16 protein-coding genes are annotated in these 15,041 nt (G+C 67.5%); 11 read left to right on the top strand and 5 right to left on the bottom strand.

The window, feature by feature from the left end; genetic code table 11:
- Positions 1 to 78: 78 nt before the first annotated feature.
- A complete protein-coding gene (locus ACIQU6_RS38755; RefSeq protein ID WP_403486442.1) occupies positions 79 to 1,599 on the bottom strand; it encodes a peptide MFS transporter in 1,521 nt (506 codons plus the stop codon).
- Between the two features lie 605 nt (positions 1,600 to 2,204).
- Here ACIQU6_RS38755 and ACIQU6_RS38750 point away from each other — a divergent pair.
- From ACIQU6_RS38750 to ACIQU6_RS38725, 6 genes are all read left to right on the top strand, one after another.
- Positions 2,205 to 2,807 carry an HAD domain-containing protein gene (locus ACIQU6_RS38750; RefSeq protein WP_403486441.1) on the top strand — a complete coding sequence of 201 codons (603 nt, stop codon included), beginning with the start codon at positions 2,205 to 2,207 and terminating at the stop codon, positions 2,805 to 2,807.
- Between the two features lie 149 nt (positions 2,808 to 2,956).
- A complete protein-coding gene (locus tag ACIQU6_RS38745; protein ID WP_403486440.1) occupies positions 2,957 to 3,787 on the top strand; it encodes a class I SAM-dependent methyltransferase in 831 nt (276 codons plus the stop codon).
- A gap of 274 nt (positions 3,788 to 4,061) precedes the next feature.
- Positions 4,062 to 4,988: an NADP-dependent oxidoreductase gene (locus ACIQU6_RS38740; RefSeq protein ID WP_403486446.1), complete on the top strand. Its 927-nt coding sequence runs from the start codon at positions 4,062 to 4,064 to the stop codon at positions 4,986 to 4,988.
- A gap of 227 nt (positions 4,989 to 5,215) precedes the next feature.
- A protein-coding gene (locus ACIQU6_RS38735) for an IS5 family transposase (RefSeq protein WP_403486445.1) occupies positions 5,216 to 6,033 on the top strand; the annotation gives its coding sequence in 2 pieces (ribosomal slippage) (positions 5,216 to 5,567 and positions 5,567 to 6,033; 819 coding nt in all).
- A 9-nt stretch (positions 6,034 to 6,042) separates the two neighbouring features.
- Entirely contained in the window at positions 6,043 to 6,657 is a 615-nt protein-coding gene (locus ACIQU6_RS38730) for a hypothetical protein (protein WP_403486439.1), read from the top strand.
- Positions 6,658 to 6,999: 342 nt separating this feature from the next.
- Positions 7,000 to 7,590: a hypothetical protein gene (locus tag ACIQU6_RS38725; protein WP_403486438.1), complete on the top strand. Its 591-nt coding sequence runs from the start codon at positions 7,000 to 7,002 to the stop codon at positions 7,588 to 7,590.
- A 354-nt stretch (positions 7,591 to 7,944) separates the two neighbouring features.
- Here ACIQU6_RS38725 and ACIQU6_RS38720 read toward each other — a convergent pair whose 3' ends face one another.
- The 3 genes from ACIQU6_RS38720 to ACIQU6_RS38710 all read right to left on the bottom strand — a co-directional run bounded on the left by ACIQU6_RS38720 (position 7,945) and on the right by ACIQU6_RS38710 (position 9,610).
- The gene (locus ACIQU6_RS38720) at positions 7,945 to 8,559 is read right to left on the bottom strand and encodes an HAAS signaling domain-containing protein (RefSeq protein ID WP_403486437.1); all 615 of its coding nucleotides are present in this window, start codon (positions 8,557 to 8,559) and stop codon (positions 7,945 to 7,947) included.
- Positions 8,556 to 8,930: a PadR family transcriptional regulator gene (locus ACIQU6_RS38715; RefSeq protein WP_403486436.1), complete on the bottom strand. Its 375-nt coding sequence runs from the start codon at positions 8,928 to 8,930 to the stop codon at positions 8,556 to 8,558. The genes ACIQU6_RS38720 and ACIQU6_RS38715 overlap by 4 nt, the downstream gene beginning before the upstream one ends.
- A gap of 296 nt (positions 8,931 to 9,226) precedes the next feature.
- Entirely contained in the window at positions 9,227 to 9,610 is a 384-nt protein-coding gene (locus ACIQU6_RS38710) for a winged helix-turn-helix transcriptional regulator (protein WP_403486435.1), read from the bottom strand.
- A gap of 101 nt (positions 9,611 to 9,711) precedes the next feature.
- On the opposite strand from ACIQU6_RS38710, the gene ACIQU6_RS38705 reads away from it, so the two are divergent.
- From ACIQU6_RS38705 to ACIQU6_RS38695, 3 genes are all read left to right on the top strand, one after another.
- Positions 9,712 to 10,113 carry a RidA family protein gene (locus tag ACIQU6_RS38705; RefSeq protein WP_403486434.1) on the top strand — a complete coding sequence of 134 codons (402 nt, stop codon included), beginning with the start codon at positions 9,712 to 9,714 and terminating at the stop codon, positions 10,111 to 10,113.
- 447 nt (positions 10,114 to 10,560) lie between these two features.
- A complete protein-coding gene (locus ACIQU6_RS38700; protein WP_403486433.1) occupies positions 10,561 to 12,033 on the top strand; it encodes a hypothetical protein in 1,473 nt (490 codons plus the stop codon).
- Positions 12,034 to 12,139: 106 nt separating this feature from the next.
- Positions 12,140 to 12,550, top strand: a complete 411-nt coding sequence (locus tag ACIQU6_RS38695) for a hypothetical protein (RefSeq protein ID WP_403486432.1) — start codon at positions 12,140 to 12,142, stop codon at positions 12,548 to 12,550.
- 310 nt (positions 12,551 to 12,860) lie between these two features.
- On the opposite strand, the gene ACIQU6_RS38690 is transcribed toward ACIQU6_RS38695, so the two are convergent.
- On the bottom strand, positions 12,861 to 13,019 hold the full coding sequence (locus ACIQU6_RS38690) for a hypothetical protein (protein ID WP_403486431.1): 159 nt from the start codon (positions 13,017 to 13,019) through the stop codon (positions 12,861 to 12,863).
- 485 nt (positions 13,020 to 13,504) lie between these two features.
- Between ACIQU6_RS38690 and ACIQU6_RS38685 the strand changes: the two genes are divergently transcribed.
- Entirely contained in the window at positions 13,505 to 14,251 is a 747-nt protein-coding gene (locus ACIQU6_RS38685; protein WP_403486430.1) for a phosphotransferase family protein, read from the top strand.
- A 438-nt stretch (positions 14,252 to 14,689) separates the two neighbouring features.
- On the top strand, positions 14,690 to 15,010 hold the full coding sequence (locus tag ACIQU6_RS38680; protein WP_403486429.1) for a hypothetical protein: 321 nt from the start codon (positions 14,690 to 14,692) through the stop codon (positions 15,008 to 15,010).
- Positions 15,011 to 15,041: the final 31 nt, after the last annotated feature.

Genomic DNA, 15,041 nt, shown 5'->3' with positions numbered 1-15,041 from the left:
GCCCACCCTGCAGGGTGGGCGCCGACCGCTTGTTCGGTTCAGCCAGTCATGGCGTCGGCTACGGGCTCTGCGATGTCCCTAGCGGACTTCGCCCATGAGTGACTGGACCTTCTTACGGTACGCGTAGATGGCGAAGCCGGCCCCCGCGGCTGCTATGGCCTCCAAGGCCACCATGCCCTGTCCGTTGAGGTCGACGCCGGCGATGGCGAGCATGCCCGTCACGCTGTCACCGGCGGTGACCGCGAGGAAGAAGACCCCCATCATCTGCGAGGCGTACTTGGCCGGCGCCATCTTCGTGGTCAGGGACAACCCCACGGGGGACAGGCACAGTTCGGCCACGGTGTGCATGAGGAAGATCAGTACCAGCCACCACATGGTGACCTTCGTGTCGCCGGTGGCCGCGCCCATGGGGATGAGGAACACGAAGAAGGACACGCCCGCCACCAGCAGGGCGACGGAGAACTTGACGATCGTGCTGGGCTCGCGGTTGCGGCGGGCCAGGGCCAGCCACAGGGCGGCGAAGACCGGCGCGAGCAGCATCACGAACAGGGGGTTCAGCGACTGGAACAGGGTGCTGGGCATCTCCCAGCCGAAGATGTCCCGGGAGGTCTTGGCGTCGCCGAACAGGGCCAGCGTCGACGCCCCCTGGTCGAAGATCATCCAGAAGATCGCGGCGGCCACGAAGAACCAGATGAACGCCGTCATCTTGGTCTGCTCTTCGCCTGAGAGGTCCTTGTCGCGCTTGATCCGGGCCAGCACCGCGACGGGGATCAGCAGGCCGGCCACGGTGATCGGGATGAGCGCCCAGTTCAAGGTGAGGCGGAACACGCCGGTGAAGCCCACCAGGAGGTAGAACACCGCAACCGCAGCGATGACCGCCAAGGTCTTGACGAGGACACCGTTGCGTTCCCTGGCCGTGAGCGGGTTGGGGACCCGGTTGCTCTCCTCGGCCAGGTGGCGCGAACCGATCAGGAACTGGATCGCACCGAGCGCCATGCCCACCGCGGCCAAACCGAAGCCGAGGTGCCAGTTCACGGTCTCCCCGAGAACACCGATGACGAAGGGAGCGGCGAAGCCACCGAGGTTGATCCCCATGTAGAAGATCGTGAAGCCGCCGTCGCGACGGGGGTCCTTGGGGTCGCTGTAGAGCTGGCCGACCATCGTGGAGATATTGGCCTTGAGCAGGCCCGAGCCGATCGCGACCAGGACCAGGCCGACGAAGAACATCGCCGAGGTCGGAACCGCCAGGCACAGGTGACCGGCAACGATCACCACGCTCGCAATGGCCACGGTCTTGCGGGCGCCCCAGACACGGTCGCCGATCCACCCACCAGGCAGGGCCATGAGGTAGACCATCGCCACGTAGACCGAGTAGATCGCCGTGGCGGTCGCCGCCGTGTACGCAAGGCCGCCGCCTTGGCTACCGGTCGCGGCGTCGGCGCCACCGGAGACCAGGTAGAGGACGAGCAGGGCGCGCATGCCGTAGTAGGAGAAGCGCTCCCACATCTCGGTCATGAACAGCGTGGCCAGGCCGCGAGGGTGGCCGAAGAAGGTCTTCTCGCCGGTTGGCGCGGGGACCTTCGTCAGGCTCGATGCCATCAATGATCCTTGTTCGCTCGGGACGCGTCGCGTGAGCGTACGCGCCCGGTGGGGTTGGCCGGAGCCAGCACGGCACGACCCTCCGGCGCGCAGGGGAATTTCACCCCGTACGGGCATGAAGCAAGGAGGAGAGCGGTGCAGTGTTGGGATCCACGCCGCGCACGCCTCATCGCGCACGGGGCCCGGCCCACTGGTGAATCGTTGAATGGCAGGCTGACAGAACATGACATTCTCTCGTAAGTGACTTTCGACTGGATGTGCAGGGCGAAAGTCCCGAGTAGCTGGTGTCGGCCTTGAGAGCGGCCTTTTCGCTGGTCGGGCGTAGGGGTGGTGAACCCGTGGGAGCGGTGGCCTGTCGTGTCGTCGCTGCTGTGGAGGTTGGCTTCGTTCACTTCAGGCGACAGCCACTTCGAGCGACAGCGTTTGCCTGCCGGTCTTGGACAGCAGTCGCGGATCTTGAGGCCCGCGGATGCTCACGAGAAACAGCAGCGCGGTCTGCGACGAAGGTCTGTCGTCCAGCCTGTATCGCCAGGCACCAGGGCCAGCCGTCAGACCCGCCTCGTTGAGGTGACGGGTGCTGATGGCCGTCGCTATCCTGCGCTGCTGTGACTGGCTCTGTGCGGCTTCCGCTGCTGTTCCTTGACGTCGACGGACCGCTTATCCCGTTCGGGGCGGAGCCGCAGCACTATCCGACCTATGCGACGGGCTCCGGTCTGTGTGAGGCCGACGCGAACCCGCTCCTGACCAGGATTGATCCTCAGCATGGAGCCAAGTTGGCTGCGCTTCCCTGTGAGGTGGTCTGGGCCACGACGTGGATGCATGAGGCGAACGAGTGCATTGCTCCGGTGCTTGGTCTTCCGCAGCTTGCCGTGGCGGTCTGGCCGGAGCCGTCGGACGTCGATGAGCAGGACGAGCGCGACGGACTGCACTGGAAGACCCGTGCCCTCGTCGAATGGGCGGCGGGGCGGACGTTCGTGTGGGTCGATGACGAGGTCACCGACACGGATCGGGCCTGGGTCGCTGCCCACCACCGGGGACGCGCCCGGCTCCACCGGGTCGATGCCCGCCTCGGTCTGGCCGATGGCGACTATGAGGCTCTCGACTCGTGGCTGCGACAGCCGTGCGGACCGGAGGAGGACCACCAGAAGTGCCTGGTGGCGACCCGGCACCCGGAGGGCGGCGGACCGCCGAGCGAGAACCTGGAGTGATCAGCCGACCTTGGCCGGTTCCTGCTCGCGCCGGATGTGTCCGGGCCAGACGTCGGGCCATGAGTCGAGAGAGCACGCCAGCGGCGCGAAGGAATCCCAGGGCGCAGGGGCCGGTGTCCCGGAGGCACTCCTGGGCAATGGATGAGGGCATGGCTGTCACTCCACCACCTTCAAGTGCCTTCTCTGCTTCCGGTGCTGACGCCTTGTCCGCCTCGTCTGCTGAGTCGTTGCGCTCTGGGTCGTTCGATACGGCCGCTGCCCAGTACGCGGACAGTCGCCCTTCGTACCCCTCCGTTCTGCTGGATGCACTGGAGGAATGCAGCGGTCGCCCGCTGGCCGGTGCGCAGATCGTCGACGTCGGGGCGGGCACAGGTATTGCCACCGCGCTGCTACGCGGCCGCGGTGCGCACGTGCTTGCCGTCGAGCCGGGGGAGCGGATGGCCGCGGAATTGCGCCGCCGTGTCCCCGGTGTCCCGGTAGTGCGTGGCAACGGCAACGCCCTCCCCATCGCTGGCGCCAGCGTTGACTTTGTTACCTACGCGCAGGCGTGGCACTGGACGGACCCGGCTCGTGCCGTGCCGGAAGCCTGGCGGGTGCTCCGTAGCGGCGGCGCGCTCGCAATGTGGTGGAACGAGGACGCCCTTGACGTTCCCTGGATTGCCGCGCAGAAGGACCGCGTTGCGCGCCATTTCGGCAGTGCCCCGTCGCCGCGTCCCCGCGACGAGGCCGGCCGGCTCCGCGCGGCGTTCAAGGGCCTGAAAAGCACCCCACCGTATGCACACCGCCAACTGCGCTGGAGTCGCACGGTGTCGGTGGACAAGCACCTGACCAATATCGGCAGTCACTCGATCTTCCTGGTGAACGGCGACCACGCCAGGACCTTCCTGACCGAGGAGCGAGCCCGGCTGCTGTCTCTCTTCCCCGAGGGCCAGGTGGAAGAGGTCTACGACGTCTTGCTGATCGTCGCACTACGCCCGTAGGTCTGTGTGTCGGGATCCGCCAAACCTGCGCGGCCGCAAGGTCGTTGAGGGCGACCTCGGCGCCGAGCCTCATATGCGGGGTGCCTGTCACCGACCTTTCGGGAGCGGCTGGCAGGAGTCGAGCAGTACCGGGAGAACACCGAAGCCCGGCAGCAGTCGCTGCGTCCCTGCCTCACGCTGGGAAGGGCCGCGCGGGCGACCGCATCCCTGACCCGGACGCCGCGCTGACGGGGCGGAATCACCCTCTTCAAGGAATCGTGAACCCATGACCACGATCAAGGCCATTGCTTTCGACGCCTACGGATCCGCCGACGTGCTGTACCCCGTCGAGCTCGACCTGCCGGTTCCCGGGCCGGGGCAGGTACGGATCGCCGTGCGCTCCGCCGGGGTCAATCCGCTCGATCACAAGATCCGCAGCGGTGGTATGGCCGGGCTCTTCCCTGTCGATTTTCCGTACGTCCCCGGTCGGGAGGCGTCCGGCGTGGTGGAGGCGGTGGGCGACGGCGTCACCGAGGTCCGGACCGGGGACGCCGTGCTCGGCCCCACGGTCACGGGCTCGTACGCCGAGCGCACCCTGGCGGACGCGGGCCGGCTGGTCGCCAAGCCCGGCTCGATGACCTGGGAGGAGGCCGCCGCGCTGCCGTTGGCGGCCGAGACGGCCTGGCGAGTACTGGAGCTGCTGCAGCTCCGCGAGGGCGAGACCCTGCTGATCCACGGCGCCGCCGGGGGAGTGGGCACGATGGCCGTCCAGTTCGCGCGGCGCCGCGGCGTCCGCGTCATCGGCACCGCGAGCGAGGCCAACCACGCCTACCTGCGCGGGCTCGGCGCGGACCCGGTCACCTATGGCGAGGGCCTCGCCGGCCGGGTCCGCGCACTGGCTCCCGACGGCGTGCACGCCGCCCTGGACGCGGTGGGCAAGGGCGACGCGGTGGCCGTCTCGGTGGAGCTGACGGGTGGCCCGGACCGGGTGGTGACGATCGCCGACGAGGATGCCGGGCGCCACGGTGTCCGCTTCTCCAACGGCACCGAACCGGGCGCGTCCCGCACGGTGCCCGCCCTCACAGCGGCCCTCGGCCTGTTCGAGTCTGGCATCCTGCAACTGCCGATCCACCACGTGTACCCGCTGTCGGAGGCGGCGGAGGCGCAACGGGAGAGCGAACGGGGCCATCTGACCGGGAAGATCGTGCTGGCGATCGCCTGAGGGGGACGGTTCGGGCAAGCGATGCAGCTCTCCGGCAGTGGTCGGCCGCTGGAACCGTGGGCACGCGGTCCGCTCGGCTGAGGTCCCGTACCCCACCCGCCCCACGTGACATCAACGCCCTCGCCAACGAGCCTGGTTCGAAAGGATATTGATAGGCGCTCAGTTAGAGGTCCTAACAGAAGTGGTTGATCATGTGACTCTTGGCCTATCCGCTCGTTGCTCTGGCTGTGGGGAAACGTCAGTCGCGGCCGTGGATCGTGTCGGATGAACTGTGGGCGTTGGTCGAGCCGTTGCTGCCCAAACCGGGGCCGAAGCTGGTCGAGGGGCGGCCGAGAGTGCCAGATCGGCAGGCGTTGTGCGGGATCCTGTTCGTGCTGCACACCGGCATCCAGTGGGAGTACCTGCCGCAGGAGCTGGGCTTCGGTTCGGGCATGACTTGTTGGCGTCGACTGGCCACGTGGAACGAGGCCGGGGTGTGGGACCGACTGCATGTGCTGCTGCTGAAGAAGCTGCGGTCGGCGAAGAAGCTGGACTGGTCTCGGGCGGTGATCGACTCCTCCCATGTGCGGGCGGCCCGTAGGGGCCCAAAAGCGGTCCCAGCCCGGTCGATCGTGCTCGGCCGGGCAGCAAGCACCACGTCATCACCGATGCCCAGGGCATCCCGCTCGCGGTGTCGCTGACCGGCGGTAATCGCAACGACGTCACCCAACTCCTGCCTCTGCTCGACAAGATCCCGGCCGTCGCCGGAGTGGTCGGCCGGCCCCGGCATCGGCCCGATGCACTGTTTGCCGACCGCGGCTACGACCACGACAAGTACCGGCGCTTGCTATGGCGGCGCGGAATCCGCCCCGTGATCGCGAGGCGAGGCCAGCCTCACGGTTCCGGCCTGGGCATCTTCCGGTATGTCGTCGAACGAACCATCTCCTGGTTGCACGGCTTCCGCCGCCTGCGCATCCGATGGGAGCGACGGGACGACATCCATGAAGCCTTCCTCGGGCTCGCTACATGTCTCATCACCTACAGACATGTCCGACGCCTTTGTTAGGAACTCTTAGTGCCCGCCGCCGTACTGGCTGTGCCCGCTGCCGCGTTCGCAACGGAGACGGTGTCCAAGGCCGGCCCCCGCACGCCCGCCTCTCCCGACCTCCCCGATGCCGCAAGCAGAGGCAAGGCAGCCGGTGATTCCGATGGTTCGGGTCAGTCCTGCGCCTTCGAGTCCGACCAACTCCACGTGGCCGTCAACGGGCTGCCGCACCAGATGGCTGCGGGCGGTGCCTGGACCCCCTTCTCCATGACGCTCACCAACACCACCGGCAAGCCCCTGGCCGAGGTCCAGCCCTTCCTGGTCCTGTCCTCTGCCGAGGACGTCGACCGGCCGTACTTGGAGCTGGACACCGAGTACCACGATGCCAAGACGGGGAAGTGGAAGACTTTCCGCGACGCGACGCCCGACGACCTGTTCGGCTCCTTCGCCATCGGTGCGCGCGACACCCGCATGCTCCAACTGCGCACCCACGTGGTCAAGAACGCCAAGCCCGGTGCCGGGTACGCGCGCGCTGCCGGCGACTACCGCAACAGCGACAGATCCTGCGGTTCGGCCAAGGAAGCCTGGTACGACTTCACCATTCTCCCCGCGGGCGCGAAGCCGACGCAGCCGCCAACTGCCTAGCCCGTCAAGCCGGCTGACACGACCGGGCGCGCCCAGAGTGCTACGGGTGGTTCCGATTCCACCAGTTGCCTCGGCCTGCAAGGCGGCGCCCAACTCGCCGCGACGGGTTCCTCGTCCGCACTCCCGATCACCCTCGTCGGCGAAGCCGTGCCGGTGGTCGGCGTGGAGCGGTCATCGGAATGCGTCGCCGAAAGGGTGCGGCCGGCCGGACATCACGCACGTCACCGTGTCAGACCAACCATCTCTCCAAGAACCTGACAACCCCAAGAACCCACGGCCTCAGAGCTCAACGCCACTGGTAGCAAAGGCTCCAGGGATCGAAGAACCAGGAAAGAGATCTTCATGAAACTGCGCCGCGCCCTGTCGGCCTCGGCCGCGACGGCCGCCCTGCTCCCCGTGGTGATGGCTGCCGCGCCCGCCTGCAAGGCGGCCCCCATCGCGGAACTCCCGAAGTGCTCCGACATCGGACAGGGGCACGACAACACCTTCCAGGGCCGCACGTTCGGTGTACCCAAGTCGGTCACTCTCGGCCCTGACTGGACGACCTACACCGCCACACTCGCCAACGCCTCGGCGAAGGAGCTGAAGTCGTTCGAACTCAGCGCCAACTTAGGCAGTTACGTCTACAACGAGGGCGAGCGCGACCTCAGTCCGTACGGGGATCTGCAGTACTGGGACACCGCGCAGCACGCCTGGAAGACACTGCGCCAGGCCAACGGAGACGCCGGCGGCACCGTCCCCGGCTCGAAGACGCTGAAGCCCCGCGAGTCCGTCCACGTCCAGTTGCGGTTCAGGGTGGGCAAGGACCTGCCCATGGACCACCCGTACGACGCGTTCACCGGGCTCACCGGCACCTTCGTCGACCGTTACCGCAAGACGGACTGCACGACTCAAGGCGTTGCCGTCGGCACTTTCTCCCTCCGAGAGGGCTGACGCCTGCGGGAGCCAGGGTGCTTCTGATGGCTCATGTGTATGCCTGGGCGAGGCAGGCGCTTCGCCTGGCGCGACGGCTCGAACTTCACGGACACGCAGTGGCAGAAGCTCAAGCCGTCGTTGCCGGCCGACGGCAGGCATGGTGGGCAGTGAGCCTCCGTCAACTTGAAGCCACAGATCAATGGGGTGGTGTGACCAGCGCTCGGGGTGCTCACGTTGGTCGTGGGCGGCTGTCTGTGGAGTGGGTCGCCTGACGGAACGGCCGTTTCGCTGTTTCCAGGTCAGGAGCGGCGCTTGATGCGGCCTGGGTCTCCGGCGAAACACCCTGGCAGGCCGGGACGTCGGCGGCCGCGCTCAGGCGCGGCGGGCCCGCCAGAGCCATGTTGCCGTGCCAACAATCAGGGCGAGGTTTCCCAAGTTGCTCAGCAGGGCTGGGATTTCTGCCGTCGCGAAGCCCGAGATCAGGTTCCAGGTGACGAAGACGGTCGTCGGCACGATGACGGTGAGCAGTAGGCCGGTGGTCTTCTGGACGGCGGTCCAGTGCACTGAGGTGCAGAGAAGCACAGCGCCGGTGACGCGGAACAGCAAGCCGAACATCGGGCCGGGGTCGAACGCCGCGTCGAGACCGATGGAGAAGAGCATCGTGAAGGGCAGCGAGAGGGTGAGCATCAGGAGGGGGACCAGGGGGTGCACTTTGCCGCGCCGAGCGGGTGCGTTCAGGTCACTTCCGGCCGGGGTGCCGGTGGTCCCGTTCCCGGCCTCGGCCAGCGCTGTCGCCGCGATCGTGCGGGGGTCCCCCAGCTCCGTGAGTATCTCGCCGATCGCGGCGTCGGGGCGTTCGGTGCGCGTCACCTCGATGTGTTCGGCGAGGTCGGCGAGGAGTTCCTGGCGGCGGTCGGCGGGAAGTGCGGAGCTCTCGCGCTCGACGGCGGAGAGGTAGTCGCGTACGGGGTCGGCAGAGGTCTTCATGCGAGGTCTCCGGTGGAGGGGTGGGGGGTGGTCAGGAAGCCGTCGACGGCGTTGCGGAAGCCGGGCCATACGCGGGTGAACTCGTCGAGCGCGGCCCGGCCGCTGTCGGTGAGCGCGTAGTAGCGACGGGGTGGGCCGGAGGCAGACTCCTGCCAGGTGGTGGTGACCAGGTCGTCGCGGCGGAGCCGGGAGAGCAGCGGGTAGACCGTGCCCTGACTGGTGGCCAAGGCACCGGACTCCTCCAAGGCATGGAGGAGTTCCACGCCGTAACGGGGGCGGTCCCGCATCAGGGCGAGTACGCAGTACTCCAGAACCCCCTTGCGCAGCTGGGCGGCTGCCCGGGCTTGCTTGGTCGAATCACCAGGTTCCATGCGATGCAAGATACCTGGTGGGGCAAGTGGATGGGAAGGGAGCCCCTTCCAGAGCGTCGTCAGCGGTCGTCGACCAGAACGACGTCCCCGCCCCGCCGGGCGAACTTGTTCAACGCGCGGTCCAGGCGCGGGGCCTGCGCGGCGAGTAGGGCGATCAGCTCGTGGATGTTCACGAGAAAAGCAGCGGTCCGTGGCTCGATGGCCGGATCAGGCCGAGCTCGGGCCACGTTGTGTGCCACCAACGCGAGATCGGTCAAGGGATCGCGCAAGGCGCGAGGGTGTTTGCTGCGTCCCCGTCAGGCGTCGAACCGCCCGCGTGCGCTCTCGATGTGACCGAGGTGCTGGTGGGTCCAGCCGCATATGGCGTCGACCGCGGTGCGCAGGCCCCGGCCCGGTTCGGTGAGGGTGTACTCGACGCGCGGTGGCACGGTGGGGTGCACCTTCCGGTCGACCAGGCCATTGCGCTCCAGCATGCGCAGGTTCTGGGTGAGCATCTTGTGGCTGATGCCCTCGACCTCGTTTCGCAACTCGCTGAAGCGCAGGGTGCGCTCGCCGAGCGCCTCGATGATCAGGAGCGCCCACTTGTTGGCGACGTCCGAGAAGATCTCCCGTGCCAGGGAGTCCGCGCGTCGCAGGTCAGCGTCCTCGGGCAGGCCCTTGAGCAGTTGCTTGGTCACCATTGGGTTCCCCAGTCACCGAAAAGTGCGTTCTTCCAGGTCAGCCGTCACTCTCCTACAGTTCCCGAGTAACTACAAGAGAGCAGAAGGGAAGGGTGAACACTGTGGCCACCATTGATGTCTTCAGCTACGACGTGCCGGCTGAGAGCGACTTCGGCTACTCACAGGCAATCAAGTCCGGCGAACTCGTCCACGTCTCCGGACAGCTCGCGTTCGACGCGGCAGGCGAGTTCCTCCACGCGGGCGACTTCGCCGCCCAGCTCAAGCAGACCCACGCCAACATGGACAGGATCCTGGACCACTGCGGTGCGACCCGGAACCAGGTCGTCTCGCAGACCCTGTACGTGGTGGACCTGCGGCAGAATGCCGCGGCGACGGCGGAGGGCAACCTGGGGTACTTCGGCGACCACCGCCCGGCCAGCACGGTCGTGGGCATCACCGAACTGACCCTGCCCGGCCAAGTCGTCGAAATCAGCTTCGTCATCGACACGAAACTGCCCGCCTGAGGTCTCCTTCTCGCCCGTCCCACGGCCCTCTGGGGCTTCCGTTCGTGAAACCTTGAGGTGTCCGTAGCCCACCCACCCCCGAACGGCATCGAGTTGGTCTATCTGCCGTCCGACGGCTCCCCAACTGAACCGGATCGAGGCCAAGTTCGCGGCCCTACGCCACTTCGTTCCCAACGGCGCCGACCACCGCGGCCACGTCGAGCAGAAGCCCGCCATCGGAGTCTACGTCCGCTGGCGCGCCACTCACGCGAAACCGACGACGAACTGCGCCCCAGACTCAACGATCCGAACGCGGACTCATTACCCCGCCAGGCCAACGTGACCAGCCGCTGGACGCCCGACCGCCCACGTACCGATCACCGAACAGCCGGTAGAGCACCCAGCGTTGTGGCCCGTCTGTAATAGAAGAATCGCAACCGTTGGGCGCACTGCGAAGTCTGATTCCGCATGAAGGAATCCACAGCACTCAGAAAACGGCGACACGCGCCCAGAGCGGGGGCGGCCCTCCTGTTGGCCGCCCTCGCCGTAGGGGTGGCCGCCTGCGGCGCGCAGCAGCCGGTGGGTGCGGACGAACGGCCCTCGCAGGCGGCGAAGAAGACGTCGGAGAGAACCACGTCCTCCCCGGCGGCGGTGAAGCGGCCCCAGGGGACGTCGGTGGCCCTCACCTACGCGATGCGGACGTACTACCTTCCGCCTTCGGCCAAACCGAGCCTGGAGACCGGGCCCGCCTCTTTCCAGGTCCGGCTGGAGCCCAGAGGCTGGACCGGCACCAGACGGTCGGTCGCCAAGGACGTCAAGGTGACTTTCGACCTGTCGGCCTTCAAGGGCCTCGCCAAGGTCCGTTGGATCAACCAGGGGAACCGGCACCCGGACACGTGCGTCCGCGCCGGCGATCAACTGACCTGCGCGTTGGGAGATCTGGAGGAGTACGGCGCGACGTTCGAGCCGTTCGCGCTGGACGTACTGCCGGATGCGCCCAAGGGCCCGGCCGGCGCCCTGCACATGGAGGTGACCAGCGCAAACGCCCCCACCGTCCAGCACACCACCCGACTCGTCGTCGGCACCCCACGACTGACGCTACGTCAGGAAAAGGAGCGGGCAGGCGTGCGACAGGGATCCGAGCTGCCGCTGACTCCCGCCTTCGGCAACCAGGGCGACACCGCCATCGACGACGACCTCGTCGTCACGGTGGAGGCCAAGGCAGCCACGCTGCGCCCGCAGTACCGCAACTGCCGCTACGACAAGCTGGTTGCACCGACCAAGGCGGAGTGCACCTTCCCCGGACCGCTGCCGGCTGGCACGGCGTACGAGACCGACAAGCCGCTCACGGCCGTGGCCGGCGGGGACGCGATGCAGGGCGTCCTCGACTACCACGTGTACCGGGCCCACGACCGGCGCGACGCGCTCTACCCGCAGGCGCAGTTGCCCGAATCGGCCCCGTCGGGGACGGGCGCGCCGCTGGGACTCCACCCCGTGGACGGCAGCGGCGACGACTTCGCCCCGTCCGCCTACGAGAAGGCCGACGCCGCCAACGGAACACTGGCCTTCGCCACCGACCAGACCCACGATGTACAGGCCGTCGGATTCACGATCAAGGGCAAGGTGGGCCAGTCGCTCATGGTCAGCGTGCCGCTGCCGCGGAACCTCAGCGAACGCACCTTCCGGGTGACCCTGCCCGAGGGCGTCAGCATGGCGGAGTTCGACCGCAGCGGGTATGCGAGTGAGATGAGCTTCTGCGGGTCGGTCGACGGGGTGGCCGAGTGCGCCCCGGCCATGACCGGCGACGCGCCGAGCATGTTCGTCCGCATCGACAAGCGGGTCGACGGCGCCCAGGGCACGGTCACCGCGACCTCCGACCCCAAGGTCGACGCGAACCAGGAGAACAACACCGCGCCGGTGAAGGTCGAGTACGTCGATTAGGCGCTGCCCTGGCGATCATCCGTAGGGTGCCTCGGTGGTACTTCGCCCCGAGGCCGTGGGAGGGGTGGGCAGGCAAGTGGACAGGGAGTCCCGGCATGCCGCTGTCGTGACGCTCGGCGAACTCGGACGAAGTCACGACTACCGTGACCGCGCGGATGCCGGTCATGGCCTGGCAGGGTTTGCCGAGATGGAGGAGGCCCTTGGGCCGCTGCTGGAGCTCGTCTTCGACCCTGGTGACACCTTCGTCACCAGGGTGACCACAGAAGCGCTGCTCCGGCGAAAGGACACGGCCGGACTGACGATAGTCGCGTCCGCACTGGCAGTTGCTGACCCCCATCACGGGGATTGGATCCACACCGCAGTCGTCGACGTATTCAGCATCTTCTCCCGCGATCGGGACGACGCGATCCGGTTGTGTGAGGAGCTGTCGCAGGACGCCGACGACCGTGTTGCCCGTGGAGCTTGGCAGCTGCACGAAATCCTGGCTGAGATCGACCCCGTTCTTCGTCCCGCATAGCGTAGGGCGACCGCCAGACGATTCGGGCGCCGAGGTGCGAGGTACCGGCGACGGCGGCGATCGCACCGAGGAGGGCCCCAAGTCCCAACTGGCTTGCGAGGAACGGGCAAAGCTCTCGCCGGCCGAGCGGCTGACGGCCGTCAATGCGTGTCGCTGCAAGAACCTGATCGGCTGAACTAGGTCTGTACTGCGACCACAACAACTATGACGACGACCGAAATGAGGGCACCCAGGATCATTCCAGCCGCCCTTGGCGTCATCCGATCCCGCAGCCTCTTCGGTGGCTGGACCCGTGCGGTCTGGTCCGTGCTCAACTCCACCAGTTGACCACCCGTTGGAAGTCAACGTGGAATTCGGGGAACGGGTACAGGTTGCTGTGCTGGAGACCAGGCAGCGAGCGACGCCGCCCGCTCGCGAGGGTGATCCGAGCCGCGAGTGCGGTCCCGTTCTGGTCCTTGGTCTCACGCACATCGATCCAGCGGACGTCTCGCCAAGGGTAGGTGCGGCCGCGCCCGAAACCCCAGCAGATGGATATTCCGGCTGCCCCGACCGTGGCCCAGCTCCGGAGTGCGCTGACAAGGCAGAGGCCGACAAGCACAGCCGTCACACCGCTCAGCCAACAGAAGCCCGCCAGCCCAAGTCGCAAGTAGGCAAAGGCAGTTTGAGCAGCCCGCAGGACACCCAGCATCCCGAGGAAAGGGGGGCGCGAAAGGCAGTCCATCTCGTCGAACACCGGCCATCGGGATCACGGACGAAGAACCGCACTTCGACGTGCCTGTATCTGTGCGCACTCTTGCAACCGGCTTTAGGGCTCCTGGCGAAAGTGCTGGGCTTTACTGGTCAGCGGCCGGTGCCGTGCACGAGACCGCAGGCTTAACGGGACGCGGTCAGCCGCGTCATCGCACGTGAGAAATCCGGCGACATCGGCGACCATCCCCGGGATACTGCTCGCCCATGGATGAAGTCAAAGTCGTCGTCGCCCATTCCGAGCGCGCGACCCTGCGCGTCGGCGACGTGTTCCTGAAGGTGGACGCCGATCAGGCGCGCATCGACGTCGAGGTCAAGGCGATGTCCCTGGCACCGGTCCCGACCCCGGAGGTCCTGTGGCGCAAGCCGCCCGTGCTCGCGATCGCCGCACTTCCGGGGACGACGCTTGGACGTCTCGGCGGGCCGTCGACCGGGTCCCCGACGGCATGGGCCGCGGCGGGCGCCGCCATCAGGAAGTTGCACGATGCGCCGCTGCCGCCCCGGCCGGGCCAGGCTGGCCGGAGCATCATCGCGCTGGCGGCGGAACTCGACGACAAGTGCGAGTGGCTCGTGACGAACGGCGTCCTGCCCGCGGACCTGGTCACCCGTAACCGCCAGGTCGCCGAGGCCGCACTCCGGCCGTGGACTCCGGCGTTCACCCACGGCGACCTGCAGATCGCGCACGTCTTCGTCGACGGCGACGAGGTCACGGGCATCATCGACTGGTCCGAGGCAGGCCAGGGTGATGCCCTGTACGACCTCGCCACCTTCACGCTCGGACACGAGGAGCACCTCGACGACGTCATCGCCGGCTACGGCACCGACGTCGACCTCGACGTGATCCGCGCGTGGTGGTCGTTGCGAAGCCTGCTGGCGGTTCGCTGGCTGATCGAGCACGGCTTCGACCCCTTCGCACCGGGCTGCGAGGTCGACGTGCTGAGATCCCGGATGTGAGACTGCGCGGGCCTGACTGCCACGGTATGCGTTCTGACACATCGAGTTGGCCGCCTCTGCGGGTGCGCAGGTGGCAGAACCGGTGGAGCAGCGCGATCGCTCCTTCCTCGACCCAGCGGTACACGCTCAAGCCGGAGCCGTGCCCGGTGCCGCGCCGGGCGATGTGCGGGGTGATCTGGAGCCGGCGGACCTTGTCCCGGTAGACCTTTGGGTCGTAACCGCGGTCGGCGTACGGGCGCTTGGGGGAGTGACGCCTACGGATACGCCTGACATCCACTTGGGCTTCGGCCAGTGGGAGCTGGGTCTTGTACCCGCGGCTGCACGTGCGTGACGCCGCCGGCTCCTCACCCCCGCTTCATCGCGTCGAGGCTGTCGGTGGGGTGGAGGTGGCGGCTCTCCTCTGGCGTCTGGGAGTTGTCGCGCTGGTATAGGGGCCGCTTGGTCATCGGCTCGTTCAGGCCGTTCGAGATCGACGAGCTTGACGTTCTCGAACGAGAGGTCGGGCTTCTGTTGCCGGCGTCGCGCCGCTCGTTCCTACAAGCCGTTGGCGGGGAGAGCTTTGCTTACTCCGTCCTCCTGCCGGATTGCGGCCCGGAACCGCTTCAGAGCTTCGGCGACCTCTATGAGCTCGGTCGTGACAGCGCCGGGGAATACGACTATGGCACCCTGCTCGGGGAGTATCGCCGCAGCTCAGACTGGTGGGTCGCCAACGAAGTCCAACTCTTGGGCCTGCTGCCCATCGCCCGCGACGCCGAGTAGCTCGCACGACGGGCATCGCCTGGTAACCCTG

This window comes from Streptomyces sp. NPDC090442 (assembly GCF_044769405.1).
Classification (GTDB): Bacteria; Actinomycetota; Actinomycetes; order Streptomycetales; family Streptomycetaceae; genus Streptomyces.
This window is presented reverse-complemented; position numbering and strand designations above follow the sequence as displayed.